Origin of the sequence: Acinetobacter sp. NIPH 284 (assembly GCF_000369425.1) — a bacterium.
GTDB lineage: Bacteria > Pseudomonadota > Gammaproteobacteria > Pseudomonadales > Moraxellaceae > Acinetobacter.
This window is the reverse complement of record NZ_KB850011.1, coordinates 498,748-517,464: the sequence shown is the minus strand read 5'-3', so window position 1 is coordinate 517,464 and position 18,717 is coordinate 498,748. Positions and strand designations below refer to the sequence as shown.

Genomic DNA, 18,717 nt, shown 5'->3' with positions numbered 1-18,717 from the left:
GCTAAAATTCACTTCAACCTATCTTGATAAATTTTCCGATTTTTTCAGTCTACATTTGTTGATAAGGCTCTTAATTTGTTGCATTCCCTGAATATCCAGACCCGCTTGGGTGGTTTCTACCTATTCTACTATTCCATAGTGGGTACATTCATGCCTTATTGGAACTTGTATCTACAAGATCAAGGTTTCAATTATCAAGAAATTGGTATTTTGTCTTCAATTGCGATTATTACTCGTTTTTTTGCACCGCTGATTTGGGGCTGGATTGCTGATAAATCAGGCAAACGAATGTTGCTAGTGCGTATTGCAACATGGATGGAAGCCTGCATCTGGTTTGCCATCTTTGTCATCCCGAATAGCTTTCAATCTGTTGCACTACTTATGCTGATCTTTAGTTTCTTTCAAAATGCAATTTTGGCGCAATTTGAAGGCGTTACTTTATTCTGGTTGGGGGATAAACGCGCAGAGCTTTATGGAAAAGTTAGAAAGTGGGGATCTGTTGGCTTCATATTAGGCGTATTCATTATCGGAGCTTTATTAGAAATTATTCAAATTTCAATGCTACCCATTTTACTTCTAGCTGTTTCTTTTTTAGCTTTTTTGTGGTCATTTAGCATTAAAGAACCTGAACATGCGCCTAGCTCGCAAAAAAAACTAGAATCTATATTACCTATTTTTAAACGACCTACTGTGGCTGCATTTTTTGCGATTGAATTTGTTTTATTATTCTCACAAGCGCCATTTTATAGTTTTTATAGTAATTTTTTAAAAGAGATTGGGTTTAGTACGACACAAATTGGAACGCTGTGGGCAACAGGCGTAATTGCAGAAATTATCATGTTTGCCATAGCGCAAAAAGTTTTCTTTACTCGTTTCTCTTGGCGGACACTAGTTGCAGTATGCTTGATTTTGACAAGTTTACGCTGGTTTTTGGTTAGTATATTAAACACACATTTTTTGGGCCAGTTATTTGCTCAATGTTTACATGCCTTTAGTTTTGGATTATTTCACTTAATTGCAATGAAAGTGATTTTTCAAAATTTTTCAGCTGAGCAACAAGGGCGGGGACAAGCACTTTACAGCACCATGTGGGGGTTAGGGGTCGCATCTGGAAGTCTATTAGCTGGGCATTATTGGCAAGTATTTTCAGGCGCAACAATTTTCTTATATGCAAGCGGTATTGTACTCGTCGGTTTGTTTTTAGTATTTTGGCTGCCGAATCAATTGGAAACGGCAACTAAAACTTAGGTTAGAGTTGAATATTCTGATATTGAGACATCCATGGTTGTGTCTGTTCTAATTGTGCTGCAAGTTGCAATAAACGATCTTCACGTCCAAAAGGTGCAATAAACTGGCTGCCTAAAGGTAAGCCATTTTTGTTCCAATATAATGGGACTGACATGGCAGGTAGACCTGTAACATTTGCTAACTGCGTAAAAGGTACCCAACTTAAATTATCCTGTACCATTTTTTCAACTAATTTACCTTGTGCAAGATAGTGCGCTTTTCCTACTTTTAACAGTCCTTTCAAGATTGGTTTTTGCCAATTAGGTGTCGCAACTTCCCCATTCTTTGGGGCGACTGATGCTGTTGTTGGGGTTAAATAAAGGTCATATTTTTCAAAGAAAATGTTCATTTGAGTGCTATAAAGCCCCCAATTATTAAGCGTATGAATATATTCTGTTGCGGTTGTCTTAGCCCCAAAAGCAGCGAGAGCAATAGAATCTAATTCGAAATCATGATCAGTTGCACCTGCCATTTGTTTAATTTGTGCCTGCATATACGAGAACTGGCTGAACCAAGTCGTTATAAAGTCTTTTCCTAATGCTAAACCATCTATTTTTGGACGATCTTCTACAACAATATGCCCTAAAGACTCCAGTAACTTAGCGGTTTGTTGAACAGCTTGAATCGCGTCTTTAGAAATTTTTGTTCCAATCGGTGATTGAGTATTAAAAGCAATTTTGAGTTTTCTTGGAGCCTGTTGAATGATATCTAAATATTTCTTTTCAGGTGCTTCTATTCTAAAAAGTGAAGTTTGTTCTGGGCCTTGAACTGCATCGAGCATGGCAGCACTATCGCGAACTGTTTTGCAGAGAACATGTTGCATGGCAGCACCATGCATTGCTTCACTGTATTGTGGCCCCCAAGGTGTACGACCACGACTCGGCTTTAATCCAAATAAACCACAATAAGAAGCGGGGATACGAATTGAACCGCCACCGTCACCTGCGCCAGCAATCGGGACGATTCCACCTGCAACTGCAGAGCCTGATCCACCAGAAGAACCACCGCTATTGTGTTTTAAATTCCACGGATTGTGGCAAGCTCCCCAAGCATCAGGTTCTGTAATTCCTTTGATACCAAACTCAGGCGTGTTCGTACGACCAAAAGTGATAATCCCTGTTTGTTCCCAGCGGTTTACGATTTCAGCATTAAAATCAGGTGTATAGTTAATTTTTTTTAGCGCTTGGCTACCATAAGAGGTTGGAATACCTTGATATTCTTGGAATAAGTCTTTGACTAGAAAAGGAACGCCTGCAAATAACCCAGAGGATTTTTGCTGTGTGCGCTGCTTCGCTTGCTCATACATTGGAATAATAATGGCATTTAGCTTTGGATTGACTTTATCTGTTCGTTCTAATGCAATTTTTAATAATTCTGAAGGATGAACTTGTTTGCTTTTGACCAATTCTGCTAATCCTAAACCATCATATTGCACATATTCAGAAAATTTCATGGCTTTTATCCCTAAAGCTAAATCTTTATAAAGTAAATAAAAAAACTATAAATCTAGAACTAGCATACCTGAAAAAATGCCATAACAATCAAATAAAATTCAAGCTAAAAATATTGTGTTTATATGGTTATGAATGCATGTTTTTCTCAAAAAATATGCTAATTTAAAGCCTTGCACCGTTTAAATTACGACTTAATTAAATCTATGAAAAATATTTATATTATTGGATTATTATGGGCTTGCTCAACATGGACTATGGCAGACACGGTCGTAAATGAAAAAGCAGTAACAGCACAACAATTGGCTAAAGCAAATGCGATTCGGGTGATAACTCGTCCTGAAATCATGGGGCTATGGGGAATGGAAATTCCTAATAATAAGAAGTGTGTCGAATACTATAATTTTCGTGGAATGAATGAGGTCGTAATTAAGAGTAACCAAGAATGGTCTTATGGTTTATATGATTATCAACCTTCAGAAGATCATAAAGAGCGTTTACCTGCATTAGTTTTACAGATTAAGTATGACAATAATCAAATGGATTGCTCAGGTCAAACACTAGACCAAACTGGTGAAGTTTCGCAATATTTTGTGAAATGGGAAAATGATCACACCATTAATTTTTGCGCCAATGAAAAAGGCGAAAAATGTTTTGCGACATTACGCCGTGTCCTACCTTAGAAAGATTGAATAATAAAAAAGCCTCTTAACTTAGAGGCTATTTTATTTATGCTTTTTCAGCTTTCGGTTCAAGCTGTTTTAGCAGATGTTTTTCTAGATAGTGAATATCCATAGCCTGTTCACAGAAGTTTCTGTCCTGCAAGATAAGATCTTTGTGCAATGGAATGTTGGTTTTAATTCCAGTCAGAATCATTTCATCTAAAGCTTGACGCATACGAGCTAAAGATGTTTGACGGTCTTTACCATGAGCAATGAGTTTTGCAATCATCGAATCATAATACGGCGGAATACTATAGCCTTGATAAATATGAGAATCTAAACGAATACCTGCGCCGCCTGGTGCATAGAAGTTTTCTATTTTACCAGGAGAAGGTAAGAAGGTGGTCGGATCTTCAGCATTGATACGGCATTCAATCGCATGACCTTTTACTTCGACTTCATGCTGTTCAATATTTAAACCTAAACCAGCCGCAATCCGCAGTTGTTGTTCAATAATATCAATGCCAGTAACCATTTCAGTTACAGGATGCTCAACTTGAACACGAGTATTCATTTCGATAAAGAAGAATTCTCCTTCTTCAAATAAAAACTCAAAAGTTCCAGCACCACGGTATTGCATCAACTTACAAGCATTGACACATGCTTCTAAAATATCAGCACGTGCTTGTTCTGGTAGATTTGGAGCAGGGGCTTCTTCTAACACCTTTTGATGACGACGTTGTAAAGAACAGTCTCGGTCATATAAATGGATTGCATGACCGTTACCATCACCTAACACTTGAACTTCTACATGTCGAGGTTTCTGTAAGAAGCGCTCCATGTATACAGTATCATCACCAAACCACATCTCAGCATCACGTTGTGCAGCTTGAACTGATTCAAGTAATGTGTCGACACGTTCAACGATACGCATACCACGACCGCCGCCGCCTGATGCTGCTTTGACGATCAACGGGAAGCCAATTTCTTTTGCTTCAGCAAGTGCATTGTTAATCGTTACAGCATGGTCACATCCAGGGACGGTGGGTACGCCAGCCTTTTTCATGGCAATAATCGCGGATACCTTGTTACCCATAAGACGAATGTGTTCAGGGCGAGGACCAATAAAAATAAAACCTGAGCTTTCTACAATTTCAGCAAATTCAGCATTTTCAGACAAAAAGCCGTATCCAGGATGGATGGCATCCGCACCTGTAATTTCTGCAGCAGTAATAATTGCAGGAATATTTAAATAACTTTCACTTGTGGTACCCGGCCCAATACAGACAGCTTCATCAACGAAGCGTAAATGCATTAAGTCTTTGTCAGCATCAGAATAAATACCAACTGTTTTAATGCCAAGCGTTTTACAAGCTCGCGTAATTCGTAAGGCGATTTCACCGCGATTTGCAATTAATACTTTTTGCAACATTAGAATCCCCAAATTAATTAGGCGCGGTAGCGGAAAAGTGGTTGACCAAATTGGATCACTTCACCATTTTTTACCAAGATTTCTTCAATCACGCCGCTTTTAGTCGCCTCAATTGGGTTCATGATTTTCATCGCTTCGATGATACCCAGTGTTTCACCTGCAGAAACTGTTTGACCTACATTTACGAATGGGCCTTCGCCTGGGCTTGGTGCAGAATAGAACACACCAACCATCGGTGACGTTTCTACGGCGCCACGAGGTGTTTTTGCTGCTGGAGCCGCAGGAGCAGAAGCACTAGGTGCTGCTGCCAAAGGTGCCGCTGCGTAAACTGGAGTAGGGCGAGTTAATGAGATGGATTGATCACCTTCCTTAACTTCAATCGCTTGTAAGTCAGATTCAATCATCAAATCGATGAGTTTCTTGATTTTACGGATATCCATGAGTGAGCATTCCTGAAATGTATAAATTAGTTAGAAGATTGAATTTTTTCGATTGCAAAATCGAGAGCAAAGGAGTAACCCTTCGCACCTAAGCCACAAATAACACCAATGGCTTTGTCTGATAAATATGAGTGATGACGGAATGATTCACGGGCGTGAACATTTGACAAATGAACCTCAATAAATGGAATCGCAACGCCAAGAAGGGCATCGCGTAGAGCAACTGAAGTATGAGTCAAGGCTGCAGGGTTAATAATGATAAATTTAACCCCTTCAGTTTGTGCTTGATGAATGCGATCGACAATCGCACCTTCCCAGTTGCTTTGAAATGTATCTAGTGTAAATGATGCTTGTTGAGCTTGAGTGGTGAGTTGCTGGTTAATATCATCTAAGGTGAGATAACCATAAACCTCTGGTTCGCGTTTTCCTAGCAAGTTCAAATTCGGTCCGTGAATTACCAAAATGGTTGAGCTCATTCAGCCTGCTCCAGTTCTAAATCTGCAAATGTTTTTTGCAAGATGCCTGCAAAGTTTGCTTATTATGGCACAAAATTCTGCATTTTTTCTTATAATTTCTTTTAATGGATGAAGAAAGTTGCACACCAAGCATGCTGCATATAATGAAAACTTTGCAAGGAAATGGCAATGTTAAAATATGACAAATTTCAGGCTTATTTATTTTTCACTATTTTAAACTGAATTACCTTATTTCGTTCATGTAATTTGTGTAACTCGAAAGTCATGTAATTCATTGATTTGCTTTTTTGAAACTTAGATTGAGTTCCAATTAGTTCATGTGTTTATTTCAAGCTATGAATATTTTTTTATTCTAAACTTTTGAAAAATATTTGTTTTAATTCTAATGGATTTTTTAAAATTAGTATAAACATACTTCTAAAGAGAGCAGTGGATGAAGCGTCGTGATACTGAATTATAAAAATATGCTAGTTTAGATTAATAATAAGCATTAGCTTCAATTTGACATTCGGTTCAAGCTCGTGGGTAGGGGGTTGATTAAATCGACGAAAGTGGCTTATTGGCAAAAAAGATGAATTGTGAAGTTTTGTATGGCTGCTAATGACATGAAAATGTCCGAAAAAGATAAATTGAATATAGATAGTATACCTATTACATAAGAGATCGCTCTCGATTGGCAGAATCTCTTATGGGGCTTTTCAAAGCTGTCTTTTTCACAAGACAGCTTTTTTTATCACGAGTTCTCTTATTTTGATGCTGCTAAATAAGTATCTAATAGTAGAAAACTTTGTGCTTTATTTTCGTAATCTACAGAACCTACAGGCAAATTGTTCCATTTTTGCATTTGCTGAAACAACCATTCAAAATCTGTACTTTTAGGTATAGCGCTACTTTTAACGAAGTTCCGAATTATATCTTGGATCGTGTAGTATTTTTCAACATGAATGCTTGGCGAACATTCAAACTGGATGACATCAAAATCAATTAAAAGTTGCCAGACAGGTTTAAAATCTTCTAACACACGTAACTCTTGTTGAGCTTGCAAGATTGCGCGAGTTAAGGCAATTAGTGTATTTGGATGCTGTTGAGCCCACTCTTGTGTTACAGCTAGAACTTTATCTGCAACATTTGGAATGATGTCTTGACTCGAGCCGACAATTTGCCCTAATCCCGCCAGCTCTGCCTGAGTATTCCATGGCTCGCCAACACAAAAACCATCAATTAAATGGTTATTTAGCGCTTCTACCATATATGGAGGTGGTAAGGTTTTGACTTGTATTGAATGTGCCAGTTCAGAATCTGCTAATGCTAACCATTCTCTTAAGCAATAATGATGGATGGAATGCTGGAAAACATGTCCTAAAGAAACCACATGATTTTTTTTCATGTGTTTTACTAATTTTTTAGCTGATAGGTCTACAGCTTCATATTTCTTTATATCTAACTGATAACATAGTTTTTGACTTAAACTTATAAAAGCTCGATTTTCACTGAGAACGAGCGGTGTTTGTAATGGAATACCAATTTGATCAGCACCTATTGCAGCTGCAGGCAACATGGCAGATAAGCAATGTGCAGCATCTAAAAGACCAAAAGCCAGTCGATCACGTAGGCTTGCCCAAGAAGCTTCTTTGGTTAAGGTAACGTTTAGACCTACTGTTTCAAACAAACCACGCTGTTTTGCCCATAATAAGGCAATACAATCGAGCAAAGGGATGTAGCCAAGTTGCAATTCACTTTTTTCTAAACTGCTCATTTATTCATCCTTTAATTGGTTGTTCAAAAGCTGTTGTGCATCGAGCAAGCGACGTGACATTTCACCAATGGTCATACGATGGCTCATGGCATTTTTTCTAAGCAACTGGAATGCTTTGTCTTCGGTTAATCCGTGTAATTGCATGAGTAGGACTTTAGCTTTCTCAACATCCTTACGATCTGCTAGTTTGGTTTTTGCATCTTTGAGATCACCTTCTAACTTTTTATGTTTTTTATATTGTTGAATCGAAATATCTAAAATGGTATGTAATCGACTTGGATCGATACCATCAACGATATAAGCGGTAATTCCTGCATCAATCGCCTGTTTAATCATATCTCGGTCAGTATTCTTGGTGAATAATACCGTTGGTAAGTCAAAATTGCTTACGCAACTCTCAATTACATCACGATGAGGGTGATCCATATCAAGCAAAATAACATCTGCTTGAAGATGTTCTAATTTAAAAACATTGAGGTGATCTAAAGTCAAACTAGCAACGACATCAAAGTCATGTTGAATTAAACATGTTTTAATGTATTCAGCTCGAGCCTGATCATCATCTATGAGTGCGATTTTGAGTTTCGGCATAAATATAAAGTCAAATTCTAAGTCAATGCACATTTAGCATAATGCGCTTTAAGTATTTTTTTGAAGCAAAATTAATGCCATGAGGAATGATCTATTCAGTGCAGGCATTACTTTAGCCTCGATTTTGTGCGCTTTATTGTATAGTTGCAGCTAAGGGAAACAAATAAAAAATGGATGTGATCTTTGTTAAAAATAATTAATGTTCATTGTTGGTGCATAAAAAGAATTATTTTGAAGCATGTTTAATTGTGCTTTAAAACAGTTCATTGATGTATTCGGCATTTATTCAATCAATTAAAAGATATTTAAAACGCTATTTGTTAGATAAAAAATCATTATTAAACAATGATTAATATTGTTTTGTGATTTTTATTTTATTTATTGGCATAACATTTGCTTTGTCTTTATTGAGTCAATGAAGACTTTTTAAAAAATTGTAAGACGGCCAACGATGTCCGATCTGATCGGTTTGTTTACACAGCGACATGTGTCAACAAAGCAGTATACGTTCAGTATAGGAGATGGCAATGTCTTTAGATTTATCGGCGAAAAAAGCCACATCAATTAAGTTATTTAACTTCTCAGCGCCAGCGATGCGAGCATTCCACATGAGTTGGCTTGCTTTCTTTGTTTGCTTCTTTGCTTGGTTTGCCTGCGCACCATTGATGCCTGTCATTGCAGGTGAGTTTCATTTAACCAAAGATCAAATCGCAAATATTAACATTGCCGCAGTTGCCATCACGATTCTGGTTCGACTGATTGTAGGGCCATTGTGCGACAAATACGGTCCACGTAAGACGTATACCACTTTGTTGTTATTAGGAAGTATTCCTGTATTTGGTGTTGCATCAGCAAATAGTTATGAATCGTTCCTTTTCTTTCGATTACTGATTGGTGCAATAGGTGCAAGTTTTGTAATTACTCAATATCACACTAGCATTATGTTTGCTCCTAACGTTGTAGGTACAGCAAATGCGACCTCAGCAGGTTGGGGAAATGCAGGAGGTGGAGCAACGCAAGCCCTTATGCCGCTACTTCTATCTGCATTGGTAATGTTTGGTGTAGAGCAAGCAATGGGATGGAGAATTGCGCTGATTGTACCTGGTGTCATGATGGTGATTGTTGGTCTTCTTTATTGGAAATTCACACAAGATTGTCCGCAAGGTGATTTTAAAGAATTGCGTGCACAAGGTTTTGCTGCGGGTAGTGATAAAAAAGGCGGTATTGCAATTTTAATGCATGCTGCACGTAACTACCGTGTTTGGATTTTATTCTGCTCTTACGCTGCATGTTTTGGTATCGAAATCTTCATGCATAACATCATTGCGATGTACTACGTCGAGCACTTCAGTTTTGGATTAAAAGAAGCTGGTTTAGCAGCAGGTATCTTTGGTTTGCTTGCATTATTTGCCCGTGCATTGGGTGGGATTATTTCAGACAAAGTTGCACTCAAAAAAGGTTTAGACGGTCGTACTAAAGTGCTATTTGCTTTAATTCTTGGCGAAGGGCTTTTCTTAATGGTGTTCTCGCATATGAATAGCGCAGCACTCGCAATTCTTAGCATGACAATCTTTGCACTGTTTACCCATATGGCATGTGGCGCAACTTATGCATTAGTTCCATTTATTGATCGTGAAGCGCTTGGTGGTGTGGCTGGCATTATTGGAGCAGGTGGAAACGTGGGTGCAGTTGCAGCAGGTTTCTTACTTAAAGGTATGGTTGATATTCAAACTTGTTTAATGGTTTTAGGTGGTTTGGTCGTCATTGCAGCAAGTTCAGTTATGTTGATCCGGTTCTCGGTAGAGCATAAAGAAAAAGAACAACGCTTATTTGAACAAGCAATTTTAGAACGTAGCTCAGAACAAAACAGCGCAGCTTAATCCCAGATTAGATTTTAGGAGAAACACAATGAAATTAGTGATGATTGGTCACGGTATGGTGGGTCATAAATTCATCGAAGCCATCTTAGAGAAAGCTGATGATGAATTAGAAATTACGATTCTTGCTGAAGAACCACGCATTGCATACGATCGTGTACATTTGACTGAATACTTCTCAGGAAAAACAGCAAAAGACTTATCACTTGCACGTTTTGATTTTGCCGATGCTCATGGTATTGACTTACGCTTGAATACCAAAGCCATTGCAATCGATGCTGTCGAAAAAACAGTGACAACAAGTTTTGGTGATGTGATTCGCTACGACAAATTGGTTTTGGCAACAGGTTCATATGCATTTGTTCCACCAATTTCAGGCAATGACCGTGAGAACTGTTTTGTTTATCGAACCATTGAAGATTTAGATGCGATTCGTGCTGCAAGCTTAAAGTCAAAGTCAGGTGTAGTGATTGGTGGTGGTTTATTAGGCTTAGAGGCTGCAAAAGCTTTACGTGATTTAAACCTAGAAACGCACGTTGTTGAGTTTGCACCACGCTTAATGGCGGTTCAAATTGATGACTTAGGTGGTAAAGTTTTACGCCGTAAAATCGAGAATCTGGGTGTAAAAGTTCATACTCAAAAAGCAACTTCATCTATTGAAGCGGGAGAAAGTGCAACGCATGTGATGAAGTTTGCGGATGGGAGCGAGCTTGAAACAGACATTATTCTATTCTCAGCAGGTATTCGCCCACGTGATGAACTTGCACGCAGCAGCGGGTTGGCACTTGGTGAGCGTGGGGGTATCAAGATTAATGATTATTGCCAAACCTCAAATGAAGATATTTATGCGATCGGTGAGTGTGCACTTTGGGACAATAAGATCTATGGTCTCGTTGCACCGGGCTATGACATGGCACGTATTGCAGCCAAGCATATCTTAGCTGAAGAAACACATTGTTTCGCTGGTGCTGATATGAGCACTAAGTTGAAATTGATGGGTGTAGATGTGGCATCGGTTGGTGATGCACATGGTATGACACCGAACTCACTTAGCTATTTCTATGCTGATGAAGATGCATTGGTTTATAAGAAAATCGTTGTCGATGCAGATAAAACCAAATTACTGGGTGCTGTACTCGTTGGTGATGCAAAAGAATATAACGATCTTTTACAAATGATGTTAAATGGTATCGCATTGCCAGAAACACCTGAAAGTTTAATCATGCCAGGATTTGCTGACTCAGGTGCGAAGGTTGGTGGTAGTGGTGTTGATTTACTGCCTGATAGCGCAACCATCTGTTCATGTAATAACGTGTCAAAAGCAGATATTTGCCAAGCGATCTGTGATGGTTCTACTTCATTAGGTGCTTTAAAGAAATGTACCAAAGCAGCAACGGCTTGTGGCGGTTGTGCACCATTAGTCACTCAAGTTTTAAAGTCTGAGTTACAACGTCAAGGTGTAACGGTCAATAACCACGTCTGTGAACACTTCCCATACTCACGTCAAGAGATCTATCACTTGGTGCGTGTCAATGAAATCAAAACATTTGATGATTTGATTCAACAACATGGTCATGGTTTAGGTTGTGATATCTGTAAACCAATGACAGCAAACATTTTGGCATCGTGCTGGAATGACTTTGTATTGGAACCAACGCACGCAGGTTTACAAGACAGTAATGACTATTACTTAGGAAATATCCAAAAGGATGGTTCATACTCAGTTGTACCACGAATGGCAGGTGGTGAAGTCACGCCAGATGGTTTGATTGCTGTAGGTCAAATTGCTAAAAAATATAACCTGTATACCAAAATTACAGGTGGTCAACGTGTTGACTTATTTGGTGCGCAACTGCACGAGCTACCATTTATTTGGGAAGAGTTGAATGCAGCAGGCTTCGAGTCAGGTCATGCTTATGGTAAATCATTGCGTACAGTGAAATCATGTGTAGGTAGCACGTGGTGCCGTTATGGCGTAGATGATTCTGTTGGTTTAGCGATTGAATTAGAAAATCGCTACAAAGGCTTACGCTCACCGCACAAACTAAAAATGGCTGTGTCGGGTTGTACGCGTGAGTGTGCTGAAGCACAAGGCAAAGATGTTGGTGTAATTGCGACAGAAAAAGGCTGGAACCTATATGTGTGTGGTAATGGTGGAATGAAACCACGCCATGCAGAGCTTTTAGCTTCTGATCTAGATACTGAAACTTTGATTCGTTATATCGATCGCTTCTTTATGTTCTATATCCAAACTGCTGATCGTTTACAACGTACGAGTGTATGGCGTGACAACATGGAAGGTGGTTTAGATTATCTCAAAGCTGTAATTGTCGATGATTCGCTTGGTCTTGCAGAAGAACTTGAAAATCGCATGGCACATGTCATTGGAACTTATCAAGACGAATGGCGTACTGCGGTAGAGAATCCTGAGATTCGTAAACGCTTCCAAACTTACATTAATGCAAGCGCTGAAGAGCAAGCTGATCCATATATTCAATTTACTGAAGTGCGTGATCAGATCCGTCCATTAAATGAAGCTGAACGTTCAGTTGATCGTATCCCGATGGTAGAAGCATAAGGAGAATGAAAATGACAAATTTAAAAGACATGAGTATGCTTCCAGAAAATCAATGGGTCGATGTATGTAACCTTGATGACATCACGCCAAATACAGGTGTAGGAGCACTTATTGCGGGTCAATCCGTTGCTTTATTCCGCGTAGGGAGCGAAAAACGTATTTATGCATTAAGCAATAAAGATCCATTCAGCCAAGCGAATGTTATGGCGCGCGGTATTATTGGTGATTTGCAAGGTGAACGCGTGATTGCATCACCGATTTACAAACAACATTTTAGTTTGGCGACTGGACGCTGCTTAGAAGATAAAGATCAAAAACTATTGGTTTTCCCGACTAAAATTGAAAATGGTCGTGTCTGGGTCGGAGCCGTACCACAAAAAACTTATATTACCAATAATGGAATTTCACAAGAGAAGTTAAAGCTTGTTCTGATTGGTAATGGTTTGGCTGGGATGCGTTGCCTAGAAGATTTGCTTGATATGGCGCCAGATCGTTATGAAGTGACAGTCATTGGTGAAGAACCTTGGGGTAACTATAACCGTATCATGCTGTCACCAGTGCTTTCGGGTGAGAAAACGATCGAAGATATTATGTTGCATCCTCATGCTTGGTATCGCGATAAAGGGATTAAGTTTATTGCTGATGATCCTGCGATAAAAATTGATCGTACTCGCAAGACAGTCCGTACAGAAAAAGGTGAAACTGTTGATTATGACCGTTTAATTATTGCCACAGGTTCTAAGCCGTTTATTCCACCAGTACAAGGTGTAGATTTGAAAGGTGTGATTAGTTTCCGTGATATTTATGATGTGAATAGCATGATTAAATATTGCGAAACGAAGAAAAATGCAGTTGTGATTGGCGGTGGTTTACTTGGCCTAGAAGCAGCGTATGGTCTGAAGCAACGTGGCATGAATGTAACAGTGCTGCATCTAATGGATCGTATCATGGAGCGTCAATTAGATGGTCGAGCAAGCCGTATGCTACGTCATAGCATTGAAGAGAAAGGCATCAAGATTATCACTGAAGCCAATACTGAAGCTTTAATTGGTAAAAATGGTCATGTCAGTCAGATCCGTTTAAAAGATGGTACTTTATTAGATGCTGATTTGGTGGTCTTTGCTGTAGGTATTCGTCCAAATATTGCTTTGGCTCAAAGTGCTGGTTTACGTTGTAATCGTGGTATTTTGGTCAATGATACGATGCAAACATTTGACCCAAGTATTTATGCAGTAGGTGAATGTATTGAGCATCGTAATCAGACTTTTGGTCTTGTAGAGCCATTGTGGGGACAAGCATTTATTTGCGCAACCCATTTGGCTGAACATGGTAGCTTAACGTTTAAGTCTCCAACGGTACCAACTCAGCTTAAAGTGAGTGGTGTCGATGTCTTTTCAGCAGGTATTTTTGAGCCTAAAGAAGATTATGAAGACATCATTCTAAATGATGAAAAACGCCATATTTACAAGCGTATTATTATCCAAAAAGATAAAGTGATTGGCGCTGTTTTATTCGGTGATACCGAAGATGGTATGTGGTATGCCGAGTTAATTGCGGATCAAACACCTGTTTCGACATTTAGAAATAAATTGTTATTTGGTAAAGATTTTGCATTGAAAAAAGCAGGTTAATCTTACTTTGGTTTAGGAGAAATTTCTCCTAAACCAAAAACTCAGTCATTTAACTACTTTATGGTAGTCAACCAAAGATTCACAATAAAAGTTAAGGCGTAGATTATAAATTGGCTATTGATCACGGATCATACAATTTAAAGCGATCGAAACTTTAGTTAGGGCAAAGATGGAATAGGTAAAGGAGCAGTCATGAACAGTATTCAAAATTTAGAACACAGTCGCTCCGATCATGCACAAACACTCATTACAAAAACAACTTGTCCATATTGTGGCGTTGGATGTGGTGTTAATGTTGAAGTTCAACATAAAACACAAGGTTCAAATATTAAAGTTTCAGGAGATACAGAACACCCTGCAAATTTTGGGCGACTCTGTATTAAAGGGAGCAATTTAGCAGATACCTTAGGGTTGGAAACCCGTGTTTTAAATCCGATGTTGGGACGCAAAAATCACCGTAATGTGACAACATGGGATGTTGCAATTGACAAAATTGCAACTCAATTTCAGGCATGTATTGAGCAATATGGACCCGAAAGTGTGGCATTTTATGTTTCGGGCCAGTTATTAACTGAAGATTATTATGTGGTGAATAAATTCGTAAAGGGTTATTTAGGCACAGCCAATATTGATACCAATTCACGTCTGTGCATGTCTTCAGCAGTTGCCGCACATAAACGTAGCTTTGGTGAAGATATTGTACCTGCAAGTTATGAAGACTTTGAACATGCTGATATGGTGGTATTGGTTGGTTCAAATACAGCATGGTGTCATCCAGTTTTGTATCAACGGATTATGCAAGCGAAGAGTCAAAATCCAGATTTGTTTGTTGTCGTTGTTGATCCACGATTTACGAGCACTTGTGAGCAAGCAGATTTACATTTGCCAATCTTGCCAGGTCAAGATGTGGCTTTGTTTAACGGCTTATTTCAGTATTTATATAAAAATAATTGTGTAGATCATCACTTTGTTAAAAGCTATACCGAAGGTTTGGCCGCACTTTTAGATGCGAGTAAAACAGAAGCCGACTTCAATGCATTGGTGAAGCGCACAGGTATTTCAGAAGAAAAATTACAATTGTTTTTTGATAAATTTGCCACAACTGAAAAAGTAGTGACTCTTTTTTCAATGGGAGTTAATCAATCATCTCAAGGGGTGAATAAAGCCAATAGTATTATCAACTGTCATTTGCTGACGGGTAAAATTGGTAAACTGGGTGCTGCTCCATTTTCAATGACTGGACAACCCAACGCGATGGGTGGTCGTGAGGTTGGTGGACTGGCCAATATGTTGGCAGCACACTTAGACATTGATAATGCAACGCATCAAAATTTGGTGCAAAGTTTTTGGAATAGCCCGACCATTGCGACACAAGCTGGACTTAAAGCAGTTGATTTGTTTAAAGCGGTTGAAAGTGGAAAAATTAAAGCAATCTGGATTATGGCGACCAATCCTGTGGTAAGTCTGCCTGATGCTGATCAAGTGAAACGAGCATTGGATAAATGTGAATTTGTCGTTGTTTCAGATATTTGTTCCGATACCGATACCACGGCTTATGCTGATATTTTGCTACCAGCATTAGGTTGGGGTGAAAAAGATGGAACGGTAACTAACTCAGAACGTCGAATTTCACGTCAACGCGCATTTTTAGCTTCACCAAAACAAGCCAAAGCAGATTGGTGGGCTGTTGCTGAAGTTGCAAAAAAACTTGGTTTTTCTGGTTTTGATTTTAGCAATGCGTGTGACATCTTTAATGAGCATGCTGCATTGTCTGCATATCAAAATGCAAGTTTAGCTGAACGTGATCAGGTAGAAAATTTTCGTTATTTTAATTTAAAAGGTTTAACCAATCTAAGCCTTGAAGAATATAACGAGCTAAAACCAACGCAATGGCCTGTGTGGGAAAAAGGTCAGACGACATCGGTTAAGCAACTTTTTGGTCAAGGCGAGTTTAGTTATGCTTCTCGTAAAGCAAAACTTATTCCAACGATCGCAATCGATCCCGTACACTCAGTTTCTGAAGATTATCCGTTAATTCTGAATACGGGGCGTATTCGGGATCAATGGCATACCATGACACGTACAGGTTTATCAGCAAATTTGACCACACATCGTGCTGAACCATTTTGTGAGATTCATCCAAACGATGCGCTTAAATTTGGTATTCGCGATAAAGGATTGGTCGAGATTCGTTCGGCATGGGGAAGTTGTGTATTACGCGTGACATTGGCTCAAGGTGTTCGTCGTGGACAAATCTTTGCGCCGATTCATTGGACAGAACAAGTTGCCTCAGATGCTCGGATTGGTAAAGTAGTTAACCCTGTTGTGGATGCAATTTCAGGTGAACCTGAGTTTAAGCATACGCCAGTATCAATACAGCCTTTCCATACAACTTGGCAGGGTGTTTTATATGTTCGAGAAGGGTTCGAACATCAAATTAAACCATCTTTACAGACTTGTGCTTGGTGGACAAAAATCAAAACTGCAAAAGCAATGCGTTATGAGCTTGCCGATCGACACAGTATTGATCAAACTCAAAAAAACTTAAAAACCTTTTTGCCTTTTGTCGATGAAACATATGAATGGTTAAGTATTGAAGATATTTCATCACAATTGAGTCATAGTATTGTACTCAAAGATGGGATTTTAATCGCAAGTCTTTATATTGCACCTGCTGAGTTATTACCTGATCGTGATTGGGTTGCAAGTTTATTTAAGCGTGAGCGATTAAGTGCCTTGCACCGTAAAGCATTGTTGGCAGGTATGCCAATGTCTGCTGCTAATAACGATGGTCCATTGGTGTGTAGTTGTTTCAAAGTAGGAAAAAACAAGATTATTGAAGCGATCAAAAGTCAAAATATCACACATGAAAAGCAAGTCACAGCATGTTTAAAAGCGGGTGGTAACTGTGGTTCATGTTTACCAGAAATTCGTGGTTTGATTAAGACTTGTCAGTTGGAGGCAGAAGCATGACTATGCAAATTCCCGCTACAGATCTCGTGATCTTGGCGGGAGGACAAGCACGCCGTATGAATGGCATGAATAAATTACTTCAACAATTTGATGATCAAATTCAACTATCTAAAATTTGTCAGAAATTTAAATCAGAAGTGCAAAGCATTTGGGTAAACAGTCATCGAGATAGTTCGATTTACAAGCAGATTGAACCGAATATCTATTGTTATTCAGATGATCAAACAGGTTTTTTAGGTCCATTAATGGGGATGAAAAGTGCGTGGTCCCATCTGCAATCAGACTATGCTTTGTTTATTCCGTGCGATGTTACGTATATACCCAATCAAGTTTTAATTAAGTTGCATCGCGCACTACAAAAAAATCCACAAGCACTAGTGGCTTATGTTGCAATTAATGGAGATGCTTTATATCCATTTTGTTTATTAAAAAGAGAGAGTTTACCCATTTTAAAACAACAAATTTCCGCTGGTAAATTGAGCTTGCGTGAATGTTTTAAACAGCTAAATTCTCAGCAAGTTATTTTGCAAAAGCAAAGTCTGTTTTGTCATAGCATCAATTCGCTAGATGAATTGCAGCAGTACCAGCAGATGAAATTTTTTAAACAATTGTTTATTTAAAATTTTAGCTTTAAGTTAATCGCACCAAAATATTTCAAAAAATACAAAATTGCTTTTAATTGGTGCGAATGGTTTTCGGTTGTATATTGAAATTTCTCTGTACACGACAAATTTCATAGAGCCCTTGTCCTATCAGGCTTTTTCTTTCTTAAAATTGCGAGCACTTTCTTAAATTCTTCTTTTTTTCCAAAACCAATCAAACGTAGAATAGCCATCTGAACATAGTCTAAACCGTATCGAAATAAACTGACTGAAAGTCGTCCATGCTTCTTTATTTTTATCGCTTTTTTTCGATCATGTTGCCATTCACCTGTTAAATAGCACCAACAGAAACCGATGGCTAGCACTGCTATCAATTTCTTGACTCGTCTAGGGTCTGTTAAACGAGTATTTTCAAGATTGAATCCACGTCCTTTGAGACAACTAAATAAGGTTTCGATTTCCCAGCGTAATGCATAATCACGAATAGCAGAAGCATTAAACCTAGGAGAAACAACAAGTAAAAGTTCTCCATCTTCTAATCGTAACGCACTAATATACAGTTTCACTCGACCAACCCAAATACGTCGTTTACGACATTCTGTTTGACCAACTTGAAGATGACGAAATAAATCACTAATTTTATGATTCTTAGCTAAGTGATTGGTCACAATAAAGTTTTTTTAACACGTATACAGAAGTTAATGTCATTTTCAATTAACCATGTAAACCATTTCTCACCGATAAATTCTCTGTCTGCGAACACATTCACAATACGGTCTTTACCAAAAATGGAGATAAAGCGTTGAATCAAAGCAATACGCTCTTTTGTATCTGAATTTCCACGTTTATTGAGCAATGTCCAAACAATAGGTATCGCTATTCCACGATAGACGATGGCTAACATCAAGATATTGATATCTCGTTTTCCCCATTTCCAGTTGGTTCTATCCAAAGTTAATTG

The 18,717-nt window shown here is 38.6% G+C and carries 13 protein-coding genes and 1 pseudogene; 7 read left to right on the top strand and 7 right to left on the bottom strand.

Annotated features, from left to right (window positions below; all coding sequences use genetic code 11):
• Positions 1-75: 75 nt before the first annotated feature.
• Entirely contained in the window at positions 76-1,248 is a 1,173-nt protein-coding gene (locus F908_RS08455; protein WP_178883129.1) for an MFS transporter, read from the top strand.
• Between the two features lies 1 nt (position 1,249).
• On the opposite strand, the gene F908_RS08450 is transcribed toward F908_RS08455, so the two are convergent.
• Positions 1,250-2,740, bottom strand: coding sequence for an amidase (locus tag F908_RS08450; RefSeq protein WP_005160436.1), 1,491 nt, complete (start codon positions 2,738-2,740; stop codon positions 1,250-1,252).
• A 204-nt stretch (positions 2,741-2,944) separates the two neighbouring features.
• Here F908_RS08450 and F908_RS08445 point away from each other — a divergent pair, with 204 nt between their 5' ends.
• On the top strand, positions 2,945-3,421 hold the full coding sequence (locus F908_RS08445) for a hypothetical protein (protein WP_005160433.1): 477 nt from the start codon (positions 2,945-2,947) through the stop codon (positions 3,419-3,421).
• Between the two features lie 46 nt (positions 3,422-3,467).
• Here the strand turns inward: F908_RS08445 and accC are convergent, their stop codons facing one another.
• The 5 genes from accC to F908_RS08420 form a co-directional block, all read right to left on the bottom strand.
• A complete protein-coding gene (gene accC / locus F908_RS08440) occupies positions 3,468-4,832 on the bottom strand; it encodes an acetyl-CoA carboxylase biotin carboxylase subunit (protein ID WP_005160431.1) in 1,365 nt (454 codons plus the stop codon).
• 17 nt (positions 4,833-4,849) lie between these two features.
• Positions 4,850-5,272, bottom strand: a complete 423-nt coding sequence (gene accB, locus F908_RS08435) for an acetyl-CoA carboxylase biotin carboxyl carrier protein (protein ID WP_005160413.1) — start codon at positions 5,270-5,272, stop codon at positions 4,850-4,852.
• Positions 5,273-5,298: 26 nt separating this feature from the next.
• The gene (gene aroQ, locus F908_RS08430; RefSeq protein WP_005160410.1) at positions 5,299-5,748 is read right to left on the bottom strand and encodes a type II 3-dehydroquinate dehydratase; all 450 of its coding nucleotides are present in this window, start codon (positions 5,746-5,748) and stop codon (positions 5,299-5,301) included.
• 745 nt (positions 5,749-6,493) lie between these two features.
• Positions 6,494-7,504, bottom strand: a complete 1,011-nt coding sequence (locus tag F908_RS08425) for an ABC transporter substrate-binding protein (protein ID WP_005160409.1) — start codon at positions 7,502-7,504, stop codon at positions 6,494-6,496.
• A complete protein-coding gene (locus tag F908_RS08420) occupies positions 7,505-8,095 on the bottom strand; it encodes an ANTAR domain-containing response regulator (protein ID WP_004661975.1) in 591 nt (196 codons plus the stop codon). It lies immediately after the preceding gene.
• Positions 8,096-8,622: 527 nt separating this feature from the next.
• Between F908_RS08420 and F908_RS08415 the strand changes: the two genes are divergently transcribed.
• The 5 genes from F908_RS08415 to mobA all read left to right on the top strand — a co-directional run bounded on the left by F908_RS08415 (position 8,623) and on the right by mobA (position 17,774).
• Entirely contained in the window at positions 8,623-9,975 is a 1,353-nt protein-coding gene (locus F908_RS08415) for an MFS transporter (protein WP_005160405.1), read from the top strand.
• 28 nt (positions 9,976-10,003) lie between these two features.
• Positions 10,004-12,550, top strand: coding sequence for a nitrite reductase large subunit NirB (nirB, locus tag F908_RS08410; protein ID WP_005160402.1), 2,547 nt, complete (start codon positions 10,004-10,006; stop codon positions 12,548-12,550).
• 11 nt (positions 12,551-12,561) lie between these two features.
• The gene (nirD, locus tag F908_RS08405; RefSeq protein WP_005160400.1) at positions 12,562-14,181 is read left to right on the top strand and encodes a nitrite reductase small subunit NirD; all 1,620 of its coding nucleotides are present in this window, start codon (positions 12,562-12,564) and stop codon (positions 14,179-14,181) included.
• A 192-nt stretch (positions 14,182-14,373) separates the two neighbouring features.
• A complete protein-coding gene (locus tag F908_RS08400) occupies positions 14,374-17,154 on the top strand; it encodes a nitrate reductase (protein ID WP_005160397.1) in 2,781 nt (926 codons plus the stop codon).
• The gene (gene mobA, locus F908_RS08395) at positions 17,151-17,774 is read left to right on the top strand and encodes a molybdenum cofactor guanylyltransferase (RefSeq protein WP_005160395.1); all 624 of its coding nucleotides are present in this window, start codon (positions 17,151-17,153) and stop codon (positions 17,772-17,774) included. The genes F908_RS08400 and mobA overlap by 4 nt, the downstream gene beginning before the upstream one ends.
• Positions 17,775-17,887: 113 nt before the next feature.
• Here the strand turns inward: mobA and F908_RS15935 are convergent.
• Positions 17,888-18,717, bottom strand: a pseudogene (locus F908_RS15935) (IS4-like element ISAba33 family transposase); the annotation flags it as partial.